At 70.0% G+C, this 14,164-nt stretch carries 14 protein-coding genes and 1 pseudogene; 8 read left to right on the top strand and 7 right to left on the bottom strand.

All coding sequences use genetic code 11. The features are described from left to right. Positions 1 to 9: 9 nt before the first annotated feature. The 5 genes from glmS to DFR74_RS31730 all read right to left on the bottom strand — a co-directional run bounded on the left by glmS (position 10) and on the right by DFR74_RS31730 (position 4,865). A complete protein-coding gene (gene glmS, locus DFR74_RS31710; RefSeq protein ID WP_067513693.1) occupies positions 10 to 1,842 on the bottom strand; it encodes a glutamine--fructose-6-phosphate transaminase (isomerizing) in 1,833 nt (610 codons plus the stop codon). Between the two features lie 15 nt (positions 1,843 to 1,857). Next, complete coding sequence (locus tag DFR74_RS31715; protein WP_067513720.1) at positions 1,858 to 2,127, bottom strand: hypothetical protein; 270 nt, start codon at positions 2,125 to 2,127, stop codon at positions 1,858 to 1,860. Positions 2,128 to 2,398: 271 nt separating this feature from the next. Next, on the bottom strand, positions 2,399 to 3,856 hold the full coding sequence (locus DFR74_RS31720; protein ID WP_067513688.1) for a DHA2 family efflux MFS transporter permease subunit: 1,458 nt from the start codon (positions 3,854 to 3,856) through the stop codon (positions 2,399 to 2,401). Between the two features lie 6 nt (positions 3,857 to 3,862). After that, complete coding sequence (locus DFR74_RS31725; protein WP_067513684.1) at positions 3,863 to 4,399, bottom strand: NADPH-dependent FMN reductase; 537 nt, start codon at positions 4,397 to 4,399, stop codon at positions 3,863 to 3,865. Positions 4,400 to 4,565: 166 nt separating this feature from the next. Further along, entirely contained in the window at positions 4,566 to 4,865 is a 300-nt protein-coding gene (locus DFR74_RS31730; protein ID WP_067513683.1) for a MarR family winged helix-turn-helix transcriptional regulator, read from the bottom strand. Between the two features lie 382 nt (positions 4,866 to 5,247). Between DFR74_RS31730 and DFR74_RS31735 the strand changes: the two genes are divergently transcribed. The 5 genes from DFR74_RS31735 to DFR74_RS31755 are packed head-to-tail and all read left to right on the top strand — an operon-like array spanning position 5,248 to position 9,695. Beyond that, positions 5,248 to 5,898, top strand: coding sequence for an ABC transporter permease (locus tag DFR74_RS31735; RefSeq protein ID WP_067513681.1), 651 nt, complete (start codon positions 5,248 to 5,250; stop codon positions 5,896 to 5,898). Then, complete coding sequence (locus tag DFR74_RS31740; RefSeq protein WP_067513678.1) at positions 5,891 to 7,117, top strand: ABC transporter ATP-binding protein; 1,227 nt, start codon at positions 5,891 to 5,893, stop codon at positions 7,115 to 7,117. Before DFR74_RS31735 ends, DFR74_RS31740 begins: the two co-directional genes overlap by 8 nt. After that, on the top strand, positions 7,114 to 7,893 hold the full coding sequence (locus tag DFR74_RS31745) for an ABC transporter permease (protein ID WP_067513671.1): 780 nt from the start codon (positions 7,114 to 7,116) through the stop codon (positions 7,891 to 7,893). The genes DFR74_RS31740 and DFR74_RS31745 overlap by 4 nt, the downstream gene beginning before the upstream one ends. Next, a complete protein-coding gene (locus DFR74_RS31750; protein ID WP_067513665.1) occupies positions 7,890 to 8,876 on the top strand; it encodes a glycine betaine ABC transporter substrate-binding protein in 987 nt (328 codons plus the stop codon). The genes DFR74_RS31745 and DFR74_RS31750 overlap by 4 nt, the downstream gene beginning before the upstream one ends. A 6-nt stretch (positions 8,877 to 8,882) precedes the next feature. Continuing rightward, positions 8,883 to 9,695, top strand: a complete 813-nt coding sequence (locus tag DFR74_RS31755) for a hypothetical protein (protein WP_232331897.1) — start codon at positions 8,883 to 8,885, stop codon at positions 9,693 to 9,695. Here the strand turns inward: DFR74_RS31755 and DFR74_RS31760 are convergent. After that, entirely contained in the window at positions 9,671 to 10,090 is a 420-nt protein-coding gene (locus tag DFR74_RS31760) for an ArsR/SmtB family transcription factor (RefSeq protein ID WP_084538125.1), read from the bottom strand. The two genes, DFR74_RS31755 and DFR74_RS31760, sit on opposite strands and share 25 nt — an antisense overlap. An 85-nt stretch (positions 10,091 to 10,175) precedes the next feature. Between DFR74_RS31760 and DFR74_RS31765 the strand changes: the two genes are divergently transcribed. Both DFR74_RS31765 and DFR74_RS31770 read left to right on the top strand, forming a co-directional pair. Beyond that, on the top strand, positions 10,176 to 11,051 hold the full coding sequence (locus tag DFR74_RS31765; protein ID WP_067513663.1) for an NAD(P)-dependent oxidoreductase: 876 nt from the start codon (positions 10,176 to 10,178) through the stop codon (positions 11,049 to 11,051). A 384-nt stretch (positions 11,052 to 11,435) separates the two neighbouring features. Further along, positions 11,436 to 12,224 carry a hypothetical protein gene (locus DFR74_RS31770; RefSeq protein WP_232331896.1) on the top strand — a complete coding sequence of 263 codons (789 nt, stop codon included), beginning with the start codon at positions 11,436 to 11,438 and terminating at the stop codon, positions 12,222 to 12,224. A 341-nt stretch (positions 12,225 to 12,565) separates the two neighbouring features. Here DFR74_RS31770 and DFR74_RS31775 read toward each other — a convergent pair whose 3' ends face one another. Beyond that, on the bottom strand, positions 12,566 to 12,994 hold the full coding sequence (locus DFR74_RS31775; RefSeq protein WP_067513662.1) for a nitroreductase family deazaflavin-dependent oxidoreductase: 429 nt from the start codon (positions 12,992 to 12,994) through the stop codon (positions 12,566 to 12,568). A gap of 223 nt (positions 12,995 to 13,217) precedes the next feature. On the opposite strand from DFR74_RS31775, the pseudogene DFR74_RS38175 reads away from it, so the two are divergent. Continuing rightward, a pseudogene (locus DFR74_RS38175) lies at positions 13,218 to 14,078 on the top strand (SDR family NAD(P)-dependent oxidoreductase). The last annotated feature ends 86 nt before the right edge of the window (positions 14,079 to 14,164 follow it).

The following is a 14,164-nucleotide window of genomic DNA, read 5'->3' on the forward strand; positions in this document are numbered from 1 at the left end:
ACTCGGCCCCTACTCCACCGTCACGCTCTTCGCGAGGTTGCGCGGCTTGTCCGCATCCCTTCCCAGCGCCAGCGCCGTGTGATACGCCAGCAGTTGCAGCGGGATCGTCAGCACGATGGGGTCGAGTTCGGGGGTGATGCGGGGGACGCGGATCACCTCGTCGGCGCAGTTCGGCGGGAGATCGGCGTTGGTCACGGCGATGACGGGGCCGCCGCGCGCCTTGATCTGCTCGATGGTGGCGAGGTTCTTGGACAGCAGTTCGTCGTCGGGGACCAGCACCACACTGGGCATCTCGGGGTCGATCAGGGCCAGCGGGCCGTGTTTGAGCTCGGAGGCCTGATACGCCTCGGCGTGGATGTAGGAGACCTCCTTGAGCTTCTGCGCGCCCTCGCGGGCGACCGGCCACATGCGCACCCGGCCGAGGAAGAACATGCTGCGGGCCTTGGCGTACTTGTTCGCGATGCCCGCGATGGCGGGCTCGTCGGTGAGGACCTGGTCGACGGCGCCGGGCAGTTCGCGCAAGCCCTCGACGATGCGCCGTCCGCCGGCCACCGAGAGATCGCGCACCCGGCCGAGCAGCAGCGCCAGCATGGCGAACGACACGGTCATGTTGGTCAGCGCCTTGGTGGAGGCGACCGACACCTCCGGGCCCGCGTGCAGGAACATGCCCGCACCGCACTGGCGGGCGATGGCGCTGCCCACCACGTTGACGGCGCCGATGACGCGCCCGCCCTTGCGCTGCAACTCCTGGACGGCGGCGAGGGTGTCCATGGTCTCGCCGGACTGGCTGATCGCGACATAGAGCGCATCGGGATCGACCACGGGGTTGCGGTAGCGGAATTCCGACGCGGGTTCGGCGAGGGCGGGGATGCGCGCCAGCTCCTCGACCAGCTGCGCGCCGAGCTGGCCCGCGTAGTAGGCCGACCCGCAGCCCAGGAACACGACCTTGCTGATGCCGCGCAGCTCGCGGGCGTTCATGTTCAGGCCGCCGAGGTGGGCGGTGGCGAACCGGTCGTCCAGGCGTCCGCGCAGGGCGCGGCGCACGGCCTCGGCCTGTTCGGCGATCTCCTTGCGCAGGAAGTCGGGGTAGCCGCCGAGCGCGTAGTCCTCGGCGCCCATCTCGATCGTGGTGGGTGTCTTGATCGTGCTCTGGGCCTCGTGACCCAGTGTGCTGGTGCGGAATTCGGTCGCGCGCACCGTGGCCAGCTCGCCGTCGTCCAGGAACACCACGCTCTGGGTGTGATGGACGAGCGCGGCGACATCGGAGGCCACGAACATCTCGCCGTCGCCCACGCCGAGGACGATCGGGCTGCCATTGCGCGCCACCACCATCTCGGCGGGGCGGCGCGCGTCGAGCACCAGCAGGCCGTAGGTGCCCTGGACCCGCTGCAACGCGGCGCGCACCGCGTCCTCGAGTGAGTCCGATTCCTCCAGTTCGGCGGCGACGAGGTGGGCGATCGCCTCGGTGTCGGTGTCGGAGACCAGGCGGGTGCCGCCTTCGGTCAGCTCGGCTCGGAGCTGTTCGGCGTTCTCCACGATTCCGTTGTGCACCACCGCGATTCGCCCGCCGCTGTCGGTGTGGGGGTGGGCGTTGACGTTGCTGGGCTCACCGTGCGTGGCCCAGCGGGTATGGGCGATACCGGCTTTGCCGCGCAGCGCCGCCACATCGGCCATATCGCGCAGATCCTGCACCCGCCCTTGCGTTTTCGTGACGCGCAGCTTCCCGCGGTGCGGCAGGGCCAGCCCCGCCGAGTCGTAGCCGCGGTACTCCAGCCGATGCAACCCTTCCAGCAGGACCGGAACAGCTTGCCGGTGACCGATGTAGCCGACGATTCCACACATTGCGAGACGGACTCCTCACCCGTAGACGATGCGACGCAGTTGCCGTTCGGTGAACGCCGGGGCCGCCACCGGGCGCCGGGCCAGCTCGTCGGCCAGCCGCCGCCAGATCTCGGCGTTGCGCACCTGCCTGGCCTGCAACTCGGCGTGCCTGCGGCGGACGAACTGCTCGGCGGTCTCGTCGAAATAGCCGACGACATCGGCGACCACCCGGGCCGCCACCTGTTCCGGCAGCCCGGTGGACGCGGCCACGTGGCGGACCAAGTCGGCGGGTGCCCCGTCATTCACCCGGACGATATTGCCCGCCGCGCGCGGTTTCGCCAACTTTCCTGCCCGAATTCGGGCAGATTCGGCGGGCGTATCGAGGTCAGTGGCGGGTTTAGAGTTCGCTCGGCGGGTGTGGTCGGGTAATCGGTCCTGGTGCTTATTTGACCCTGTGCGGCACTTCGTAGTGCCGCTAGGTCTGCCAGGCGGCGCGCACGATGGCTTCGGTCCGGAACGGTATTCCCGGCACGACATCGGCTTCCGGGCAGGTCTCGCCTCCGGGTGAGAGCCCGGGTCACGCGACCTGGGCCTCCTTTCGGCGGGGCAACAGGAACGCCGGGATCAGCGCCAGCGCCATCAGCGCCGGGGCGACCAGATAGGTCTGCCGGAACGCGGTGGCCAGGTCGGGCGCCACGGCGGCGTGTTCGGCGGCGCTCATGGCGTGGATCTCCTGGAGGCCGCCCGCGACCGGCAGCAGCCAGCCAAGCACCACCGAGGACACCGCGATGCCGATCGCCATCGCCGTCGTGCTGATCATGTTGACGGTGGTCGATCCGGCCGCCTGCTGGTCGCGGGTCAGCGCCCGGGTGGCGGTCGTGATGACGGGCATCATCGTGCCGCCGCCGCCCGCGCCCATCAGCAGCATCGTCGCGCCGAGCGCCCAGTACGGGGCGTCCGCGTCGAGCTGCACGACGAACAGCACGAATCCGGTCAGCGCGACCGTGATCGAGACGGGCAGGTACCGGCCCGGCGGAATGCGGTCGATGAGCCGCCCCGCGACCTGCATGGTCGCACCCGACGCCAGCGCGAACGGCACGCCCAAAGCCCCCGCCATCAGCGCGGTTTCGCCGCGCACCACTTGGAAGTACAAGGGCAGCAACAGCATCGAGCCGAAGTATCCGGCCGCGAAGAGCGCCAGCAGCACCGCCGAGAGGCCGGTTGTCCGGTGGGTGAGCACCTTCAGGTCCAGCAGCGGTTCGGGCACCCGCAGCGCGCGGCGGACGAACGCGACGATCAGCGCGACGCCCACCACCAGCGGCCCGAGGACGGCGGGCTCGGTGAACCCGCCCCGCTCACCCGCCGCGGTGACCCCGTAGATGAGCAGGGCCAGGCCGGGGGACATCAGCAGCAGTCCGCGAACGTCCAAGGCGCGCGGAACTTCCCGCACGTCGTCGGGTAGCACGCGCGCGGCCAGGATCAGCACCAGCGCGCCCAGCGGCAGGTTGATGAAAAACATCCACCGCCAGGACAATTCGTCGATGAAGTAGCCGCCGATGACGGGCCCGAGCAATGGCCCCACCAGGATCGCCAGCCCCAGCGTGCTCATCAGTCTGCCGAGCCGCTCGGGCCCCGCGGCGCGCAACAGGATCGTTATGCCCACGGGCATCAGCAGCCCGCCGCTCAGTCCCTGGATCACGCGGAAGGCGATGAGCGACTCCACATTCCACGCCGAGCCCACCAGCACGGAACCGAGCGCGAACATCGCGACGGAGGTCAGGTAGAGCCGTTTGGCGCCGAACCGGCCGACCAACCAGGCCGACGTGGGGACGATCGCGCCCAGGGCCAGCGAATAGCCGGTGACGGCCCACTGGATCGTCCCCAGCGCGGCGTCGAAATCGAGCGAGAGCCGGTTGATCGCGACGTTCACCACCGTCTGGTCGAGCGTCGCCATCACCAATCCGGCGACCAGCACCAAGGCGATCCGCATCGGGTCGCGCACCGGCCGTGCCGTGTCGGGAATCGTCGTGGTCATCTCGGGTCACTTCCCGTACGGGCGGGTCGCGCGGGCGTCGCGCAAGGTCTCGGCCCACCAGATCAGTTGGTCCAGCAGCGTTTCGGCCGCGGTCTCGGCGGCGGCGGGTTCGATGAGTTCGCCGCTGTCGTCGAAGCGGCCCCAGGGATTGTGGAAGCTCACGGTGTCACGCACGGTCACGGCGTGCAGTTCGGCGAAGACCGGGCGCAGGTGCTCCACCGCGCGCAGTCCGCCGGACAGCCCGCCGTACGCCACGAAGGCGACCGGTTTGGCGTGCCACTCCTTGTCGTGGCTGTCGATCAGGTTCTTCAAACCGCCCGGGTAGCTGTGGTTGTACTCCGGTGTGACGACGGCGAATCCGTCCGCGTCGGCGAGGGTGCCGGCGTGCTCGGTGTCCCTGGCGTCGACGATGTCGATCTGTAGTCCGTCGCGGCGGCGGGCCCGGCGCACGAACCAGTCGGCGATGGTGGGACCGAATCGACCCTCCCGTGTACTGCCCACGATGACGGCGATACGCAGCGGATGTTCGGTCGCGGTGGTCATGGTTCTCCCTCGATTCGGCCGCCGGGATGTCCGAGCGGCTGGAGACCACCTTGCAACCTCAATGTATGTTGAGGTCAAGTCCGCGCCGGTCGATCGCCGACGGCCGGTGAACGGTGTGGCTGCGACCTGGTCATCTGCCGCGCCACGGCCTCGGAGGAGTTCGGTCTCAGCCCGCGTCGTCGCGTCGGGTCGCGGCTCGGGTGAGCGCCGTGAGCGACCGCACGAGCGCCTCGCGATCCGCCTTCGGCAACCGGCCGAGCAGCCGGTCCTCCGCCGCGTGGATCGCGCCCTGGACGCGGTCGCGCACCCGCTTGCCCTCCTCGGTGATCTCCACGAGCCGCACGCGGCGGTCGGCGGGATCGGGGTGGCGGGCGATCAGTTCGCGGTCCTGGAGGTCGTCGAGGATCGGGATCAGGCGCGACTTGTCGGCGCCGATGGCCTCGGCGAGCGCCGCTTGGGTGCGCACCGGCTCGTCGTCGCCGTGCCCACGCTGCGTGCGGGCTGGGATCTCGCCGCCCTGCTAGATCACATGACGGTCCAGAATCTCGGCTTCACGGCGGCGGCCGCTGGGGCGTGGTGGGCACGACGGCGCCGACCGCGCCGAGCCGGGCGCCCACTTCGCCCCGCGCGCGACCCTCCGCCGGGCGCGACCGCCTGGGAGACCACGCTGGCGCTGTACGGACGTTCACCGCACTGGCCCGATCGGTGAAGGTGCGCCGCGCGGTAGTCCGGCGAAAACCGGTCGCGCTGAGCGCGCTCGGCTCGCCGACATCCGCCAAACGGCGTTTCGCGGCGGGGTGATGGGGTACACATGATCTCCGGGGCCGGTTACCGGGGAGGCGGAGACACTGGACGCACTGTGGACGTTCGTGGTGAATCGGCGGCATCAGCTGCTCACCGACTCCTACCTGCATGTTTCGGCGGTCGTGCAGTCGGTGGTGCTGGGCGCGATCGTCGCGGTGGTGATCGGGGTGCTGGTCTACCGGAGTCCGCTGGGGGCGTCGGTGGCCACGGCGGCCGCCAGCACGATCCTGACGATCCCGTCGTTCGCCCTGCTGGGCTTGCTGATCCCGCTGCTCGGGCTGGGCGTGGCGCCCACCATCACCGCGATGGTCCTGTACGCGCTGCTGCCGATCCTGCGCAACACCATCGTCGGGCTGTCGGCGGTCGATCCGGCCATCACCGATGCGGCGCGCGGCGTCGGGATGAACAAGCTGGGCGTGCTCGCGCGCATCGAACTGCCGCTGGCCTGGCCCGCGATCCTCACCGGCATCCGGATCAGCACCCAGATGTTGATGGGCATCCTCGCCATCGCCGCCTACGCGAAGGGGCCGGGCCTGGGCAACCTGATCTTCTCCGGCCTGACCCGCCTCGGCACGCCGAACGCCGTACCGCAGGCCCTCACCGGCACCGTGCTCATCGTGGTGCTGGCGCTGGCGCTGGACGGCCTGCTGCTGCTCCTCGGCAGGCTCACTACGTCGAAAGGGATCCGTGTCTGACTCCGAACCCGTGTCCGGTGTCGAGATCGTCCTCGACGCGGTCACCAAACGCTATGGCGACCAGCGCGATCCGGCGGTCGACAACGTCAGCATGACGATCCCCGCCGGCGAGATCGTGGTGCTGGTCGGCCCGTCGGGCTGCGGCAAGACCACCACCATGCGGATGATCAACCGCCTGATCGAGCCCACCTCGGGCACGATCACCATCGGCGGCAAGGACGCGCTGTCCATCGATCCCGACGAATTGCGCCGCGGCATCGGCTATTCCATCCAGCAGGCGGGGTTGTTCCCGCACATGACGGTCGCGAAGAACGTGGCGACCGTGCCCGGCCTGATCGGCTGGGACCGCAAGCGGATCACCGAGCGTGTCGACGAAATGCTCGAACTGGTGGGACTCGATCCCGGCACCTATCGGAATCGCTACCCGCGCCAGCTCTCCGGCGGACAGCAGCAGCGCGTGGGGGTGGCGCGTGCGCTGGCGGCCGACCCGCCCGTGTTGCTGATGGACGAGCCGTTCGGCGCGGTGGACCCGATCACGCGCGGGTTGTTGCAGGACGAGCTGATGCGATTGCAGTCGGAGCTGCGCAAGACGATCGTGTTCGTCACCCACGATTTCAACGAGGCGGTCAAGCTCGGCGATCGAATCGCGGTGCTGGGCAACCAGTCCCGCATCCTCCAATACGACACACCCGCCGCGATCCTGGCGGACCCGGCCGACGACACGGTCGCCGGTTTCGTCGGCGCCGACGCGTCGCTGAAGCAGCTCACCCTCACCCGCGTGCGCGACGTCGAGCTGGGGAACTGCCCGACCGCCGCCGAGGACGACCCGGTGGACGACCTGCGCCGCGCGCTCGACGGCGCCGACTGGCCGTGGGCGCTGATCCTGGACGGCAGGCAGCGCCCGGTGCGCTGGGTGTCGACTCCGCATCTCGCGCACGCGGATTCGCTGCGCACGGTGGGAAGCGCGGTGGGCGAGATGGTGTCGCTGCAATCGACGTTGCAGGACGCGCTCGAGGCGCTGCTCGCGGAGAGCACGGCGACGGCGGTGGTGACGGGGCGGCGCGGTGAGTACGCGGGGTTGATCACCATCGACACGCTGGTGGGGCACTTGTCGGCAATGCGCGCCGAACACGCGCCGAACGGTGCGGCAGAGGAGGATTCGCCTTCCGGTGCGGTAGGCGCGGCGAATCCGGTCCACCGCGACGAGGGTCCGGCATGACCGCGATCACCGCCCCGGCTCGCACCGCCTCCCCGTCCGCGGAACGGCGGTCCGAGCGCCTGCGCCTGCTGGTGCAGCCCGCCATCGTCCTGATTCTCGCGGCGGGCGTGCTGATCTGGGCGTTCAACCGCGAGCTGACGATCACGCAGCAGGCCAGCCTGAACGCCTCGAACCTCGTCACGGTCACCTGGCAGCACGTGCTGATCACCGCGACGGTGGTGCTGATCGTGGTGGCGGTGGCGGTGCCGCTCGGCACGCTGCTGTCGCGCCCGCGCTATCGCAAGCTCGCGCCGCTGTTCGTCGGCATCGCCAATATCGGCGCGGCCGCGCCCGCCATCGGTCTGATCGTGTTGTTCTACCTGGTCACCAGGACCACCGGCTTCTGGATCGGTGTCGCGCCGATCGCGTTCTATTCGCTGCTTCCGGTGTTGCGCAACACGATTCTGGGCTACCAGCAGGTGGACCGGACGCTCATCGACGCGGGGCGCGGGCAGGGCATGTCGACGCTGACGGTGTTGCGGCGCATCGAATTCCCGCTCGCGATCCCCTATATCTTGGCGGGCCTGCGCACCTCGCTCGTGCTCGCCGTCGGCACCGCCACGCTCTCGTTCCTGGTGAGCGCGGGCGGGCTCGGCATCCTCATCGACACCGGATACAAGTTGCGCGACAACGTGACCCTGGTCGTCGGCGCGGTGCTGGCCGTGGCGCTGGCGCTGCTGGTGGACTGGCTCGGCGCGCTGGCCGAGGAGTTCCTCGGGCCGCGGGGGCTGAAATGAGTGCCCGCCCGGTGGTCGCCGCGCTCCGGAGTCTGTGCCTGGTCGCGCTGCTGGTGGTGGCCGGGTGCGGGTTGGAAGCCGGTTCGTCGGTGCCGTTGCGGGTGGGGCCGGGCAGTATCCAGCCCGTGCCCGAGCTGGAGGGTGTGGCGATCACGGTGGGGTCCAAGGACTTCACCGAACAGAACGTGCTCGGGTACCTCATCGAATTCGCGCTGGTCGCCGCGGGCGCCGACGTGCGGGACCTCACGAACATCCAGGGCTCCAACAGTTTGCGCGACGCCCAGTTGCACGGCCAGATCGATATCGCCTACGACTACACCGGCACCGGCTGGATGAACTACCTCGGCAACGAGACGCCGGTGCCCGACGAGCAGGGCCAGTTCGACGCTGTGGCCGAGGCGGACCTGACCGGGCACGACATGGTCTGGGCGGCAATGGCTCCCATGAACAACACCTACGCGCTGGTCACCAACGAGGCCACCGCCGCCGAGACCGGGGTGCGCACGCTCTCGGACTACGCGCGCCTGGTCGCCACCGACCCCGGGCTCGCGGCGACCTGCGTGGGCACCGAATTCAATGTGCGCCAAGACGGTTTCCCCGGAATGGCGCGCAAGTACGGCATCGATGACGGCGCGGTCGAGAAGCGGATCGTCCAGGACGCCTTGGTCTACACCTCCGTCTCCGACGGGCGCCAGTGCCGCTTCGGATCGGTGGCCGCCACCGACGGCCGCATCCCCGCGCTGGGTCTGCTCCTGCTCGAGGACGATCAGCGGTTCTTCCCCAAATACAATGCGGCGCTGGTGATGCGGCGCGATTTCGCCGAGGCCCATCCGGCCGTCATCCGCGTCATGGAGCCCATCTCGGCCCTGCTCACCAATCCGGCCATCACCGAACTCAACCGCCAGGTCGACGTCGACGGGCGCGAACCCGCCGACGTGGCGCGGGACTGGCTGGTCGCGGAGGGATTCGTCACGAAAGGGTGAAAGCTGATGTCGCCGAAGACCGTTCGATCTGCTGTGGCCCAACGGGACGCCGAACGTCGCCGGACTTCGGTGACGTTCGAACGGCGGCGTCGCTGGCCGATCTTGTTGGCGGGTGTGGTGCTGGTGCTGGCGAGCTGTACCGACCAGCCCGACGACACGGCGCCCCAGGAATCCGCGCCCGTGCCTACTGAGGCCGCCACGGCGACCAGCGACGATCCGACGGCGACTGCCGACCCGTCGGCGACCACCAGCGAAGTCGCCGCCACCGAGGTCTTCTCTCTGATCGCAGTCGACGCGTCCGGCGCGCCACGCGACGGATTCTCGGTGATCACCCCCGACTCCTTCGGTGAACTCGACTGTCGTGACGCCACTCCCAGCCGCTCCGCCGACACCCCGGGTATCTACCACTGCGGCGCCTCCGCCGACGCAGCCGACGTCTGCTGGCCCTCGGGCACCGAACTTCTGTGCGCCAACGATCCGTGGCGCCGAGAACTGCGCCGCTACACCCTGGCCGGCCCCCTCGAACCCATCGGCCGCACCGACTCCCCCGAACCCTGGGCCATCGAGCTGGCCGACGGCCGCCAGTGCCGAATCCGAGTCGGCGGCGCCTGGGGCGGCCGCTCCGACGGACTCGTCGGCGCCTACTCCTGCACCGGCGGCGACGTCGTCCTCCAACCCTCCACCGCCCGCACCGCCCTCGACAAATCCACCCCCACCTGGCGCGTCCGCATGGGCCCCCTCGGCGCCGCCGACCCCGACTTCCCACCCCCGTCCGTGGTCGACGTCAGTACCGCCTACTTCGCGGCCGCGCCCGAGTAGCGGCCAGGGGCAACCGGCCGCCGGAGGGCTGCCAGCAACTTCTCCCGGTCCTCGGCCGACCCGTCCCACTGCTCCTCGATCATGTCCACCAGCCCGCGGAACACCACGTCCAGCAGGCCGGGGAAGCGCGCGTGCAGGTCCTCGTAGCGCAGCCGCATCACGCGGGTGCGGCCTCGGATCGTCGTCCGGGTGATCCCCGCTTCGCGCAGGACCCGGTAGTGGTGCGAGAGCGTCGATTTGTGCAGCGCGATGTGCTGGCTGAGGTCGCCGCAGTTCTCGCCTTCGTCGCAGGCCAGGCACGCCACGAGCTGGAGGCGGACGGGGTCGGAGAGCGCGTGCAGGACTGACGCCAGCTCCAGGTCGGCCGTCTCCGGGTGCGGCAACTCGGCGGGCACGGGCACCTCTTTCTGCTCCCTTGACAGTTTGATGATCGTACAACAATCATAGTTGGAGATTCGTCAAACAATTAGGAGGTGCCGGATGTCCGGCGAAACACGCACGCCCGTCACGGTTCTGGGGCTCGGGCTGATGGGCTCGGCGATCGCGAGGGCCTTCCTGGCGGCCGGGCATCCGACCACCGTCTGGAACCGCACCGCCGCGAAAGCGGACGCCCTGGCCGAACTCGGCGCGACGCGCGCGCCCTCGGTGTCCGAGGCGGTCGGCGCCGCGCCGCTGGTGGTCGTCTCGCTGCTCAACGACGAGGCGGTGGCTGCGGCGTTGGGCGAGGTGTCCTTGCGGGGCCGGGTGCTGGTGAACCTCACGTCCTCCACGCCGGACCAGTCGCGGGCGCGGGCAGCGTGGGCGACGAGCCAGGGTGCGGAGTACGTGGACGGCGCGGTGATGGCGGTTCCGCAGGGCATCGGGACGCCGGACGCGCTACTGCTGTTCTCCGGCTCCGAAAGTGGTTATCGCACAGCGGAACCGGCGTTGCGGGCGCTCGCCGAACAGCGGCCCTACCTCGGTGCGGACCACGGCCGTGCCGCCGCGTTCGACGCCTCGCTGGTCTCGGTGTTCTGGCTCTCGCTGCTCGGCGTCTCGCTCGGCATCTCGCTGGCCGAGGCGGAGGGGATCAAGGGGAGCGAGCTCGTCCCGTTCGCGCCCGCGGTGGTGACGCTGCTGCCGGATCTGATGGCGCAGATCGCCGGCCAGGTCGAAGCCGGCGACTACCCCGGCGACGACACCACGCTGGCGTCGGCGTTCGAAGCCTTCAGCACGCTGCGCGGCGTGATCGCGCGGCACGGCATCGACACCGGCGTGTTGGACGCGTCGGGCGAACTGTTCCGCCGAGCCCTGGACGCGGGCCACGGCGCGGACGGGCTCGCCAGGCTGGTCCCGATCATGAGCGGAAGCCGTTAGCGCGCAACGGTACCCGGTCCTAGCGCGATCGGACCCGGCCCGTGCGCAACGGAACTCAGCCCGGGGCAACAAGGCTCCGCGAGAGCACAACCGGAGTCAGCCGGCGCGCAATGGAACCGGGGTAGATCCATTCCTTCTGAGCGCAACCCTGTCGAATCCTCATCACTCACGCCCACAACCCGCCAATCGGGCTTGCCCGAGTCGGCGAATGGGCGACTTGTGGCAAACGCGGCCGGACCACCCGCCCTCAACCAAACGGGCGACCCCAAGTCCGCAAAGCGGGACCCCGAAGCGAATGCGGAGGGGACCGCCGATGTGCAGCCCGAAGCGAAGGCGGAGGGACCACCTCTTCGAGTTCGGTGAACGCATCGGGTTCGACGGCGCGTGGATCCGGCAGCGGCATCTGGAGCACGGCGTCGGGTCGGCCGCTCCTACGGACGCATCGCCCGCCTGATCGACAACCTGCGCGGCGATTACCTCGGCGACCCGGACACGGTGATCCAGTCGCCCGGCAACACGCAGCGCCCCCGGCTGCAACCGCACAGTCCCGGCCTCATCGACCGCCTCTGGTACGGAGGCGGGAGCACCCGCTCGGTGCGCTGGGCCGGGGAGAACGGCCTGAACCTGCTCAGCGGCAATATCGTGTTCGGCGAGCACAGCGACGATTTCGGCACCACGCAGTCGGCGCTGATCGACGAGTACCGCCGACTCGTCGACCCGTCCCGCCCGGCGCGGGTCGCCGTCGGACGGGTGATCGTGCCGTACGACAGCGCGGATCGCGTGACCCGCGCCCGCTACCAGCGCTACGCCGCGAGCAGGCACGAGCGAACCCTCGCGCCGCGCGGCGAGCGGCGCATCCTCTTCGCCCCGGACCTGGTGGGCGCCTCGGAGGAGGTCCTCGACGGCCTGCGCACCGACCCGGTCCTCACCCGCACCACCGAACTGCGACTGGAACCGCCCTACGAATTCCACCGCGCCGACTACGAACAGATCCTGCACGACACCGTCGAATCCATCGCCCCCGCCCTGGGCTGGCGCCCCGACCCCAGTTCCGCAAATCGGGATCACGCTTCAACCAAGCGGGCGACCCCACCTCCGCAAAGCGGGATCCCGGAGGGGACCGCCAATGTGCAGCCCGGAGCGAAGGCGGAGGGACCACTCCGCGCGCAGTGACCAGCCACTACACCTTGTCCCTCACGTGCCAATACTCCCCGTAGCGTGGCCGGGCGGTGACGACGCGCCCCAGGCCTGCTCGCGCCCAATCCCCTCGCCCAGGCGCGGGCATCACTACCCCCGCGCAGCCCGAAGCGAATACGTCGGACCACGCTCCAACCAACCAGGCGACCCAGGTCCGCGAACCGGGACCACGCTTCAACCAACGAGCGACCCCAAGTCCGCAAAGCGGGACCAAGGTTCAACCAAGCGGTCGACCGCCAGGTCCGCAAAGCGGGATCCGGAGCGAATGCGGAGGGAATCGCCAATGTGCAGCCCGGAGCGAAGGCGGAGGGACCACCTTAGCGCGCGGTGAGCAGGATCAGCGGGTACTGCTTGTCGGCCTTGCGCTGATACTTCTCGTAGCGCGGCTGGGCCGCGACGACGCGCTTCCAGGCCTGCTCGCGGTCGGCGCCCTCGAGCCGCCGCGGCGTCACCGGCACCGTGCCGATCTCGGGCGATTCGACGGCGACCTTGTCGGGGTGCGCCAGCAGGTTGGCGTACCAGTCCGGATTCCGGTCGCCGCCGCCCGAGGCCACGACGAGCCAGGAGCCCTCGTCCCCGGGGAACCAGGACAGCGGGGTCTCGCGCGGCTGTCCGCTGCGCCTGCCCTCGGTGTGCAGCACGAACATGTCCATCCCCATGTACCTGCCGCCCTTGCGGCGGATGCGCTTGGTCGTGCGGGTGTTCATCGTCCGCTGGAACCACAGCGACAGCTTTCCCTGGGACATCTCGGCTACCTCCCTCGTGCGGAACCGTCGCGCCGTACGGCGGGAGCCGGACCCTCCGGCTCGTCGACGGATCTTCTGCGAGGAACGGTACGGCCACGCCGTCTACCTGCGCTTCTCGATTCGTGATCGGTTCGGTCGGCGGGCGTGTCGTCCGCGTCGGCGAGTTCGGATCGCGCCGAGCGGGATCGCTCACTCCGGTGCGCGATCTTGTTAGCGTGCGGCGGTGGATCTGAGACTGGAAGGCAAACGGGTGATCGTGACCGGCGGGAGCCGGGGCATCGGATACGCCGTGGCACGTGGGCCGGCGAACGAGGGCGTGGACGTGGTCCTCGCCGCGCGCACCGCCGAGACGCTGGAGACGGCCGCGCGGACGCTCGCGGAGGAGACCGGGCGGCGGGTGATCCCGGTGCCCACCGACACCGGCGACGACGAGCAGGTGCGCGCCCTGGTCTAGCGCACCGTCGCCGAACTGGGCGGCGTGGACATCCTGGTGAACTCCGCCGCGACACCGTGGAGCGCGGGGCCGGGCGCGGACCTGGCGGCGACGAGCGACGACATCGTCCGCCGCGAGGTCGAGATCAACGGTTCAACCAAGCGGTTTCCAAGTCCGCAAAGCGGGAGCACGGAACTACCATGGCGGGGACCAAGGTTCGGCCAAACGGTCGACCCCAGGTTCGCCAAGCGGAAACCCGGAGCGAATGCGGAGGGGACCGCCGATGTGCAGCCCGGAGCGAATGCGGAGGGACCACTTCGATCGCGCAGACCATCCGCAATATCAGCGTGTCGGCGCTGACGAAGAACCTGGCCGACGAGCTGGGCCCGAAGGGCGTCAACGTGACCGTGGTGCACCCGGGGCTCACCAGGACCGAACGGCTCACCGCCCGCCTGTCCCCCCAGTCCGAGGCGACCGGGCGCGCGGTCGCCGACCTCGAAGCCGACCTGGTGCGCAACTCGGTGCGCCGCGTGATCGACGCGGGGGAGGTGGCGGATGTGGGTGACGTTCCTGGCGTTGCCGCGCAGCGTCGCGATCACGGGTGACGCGATCGCGGCGGGCGGCGGGGTGCCGGGGCCGATCTACTGCTGAGGCGGGGTCGCGACGCCGGGTATCAGCGGCGCGGCCGTCGGCATGATCCCGTCCCGAAACGCGAACGGTCCGCACCAGCTGGTGCG

The organism is Nocardia puris (assembly GCF_003315035.1).
In the GTDB taxonomy this organism is placed as follows: Bacteria; Actinomycetota; Actinomycetes; order Mycobacteriales; family Mycobacteriaceae; genus Nocardia; species Nocardia puris.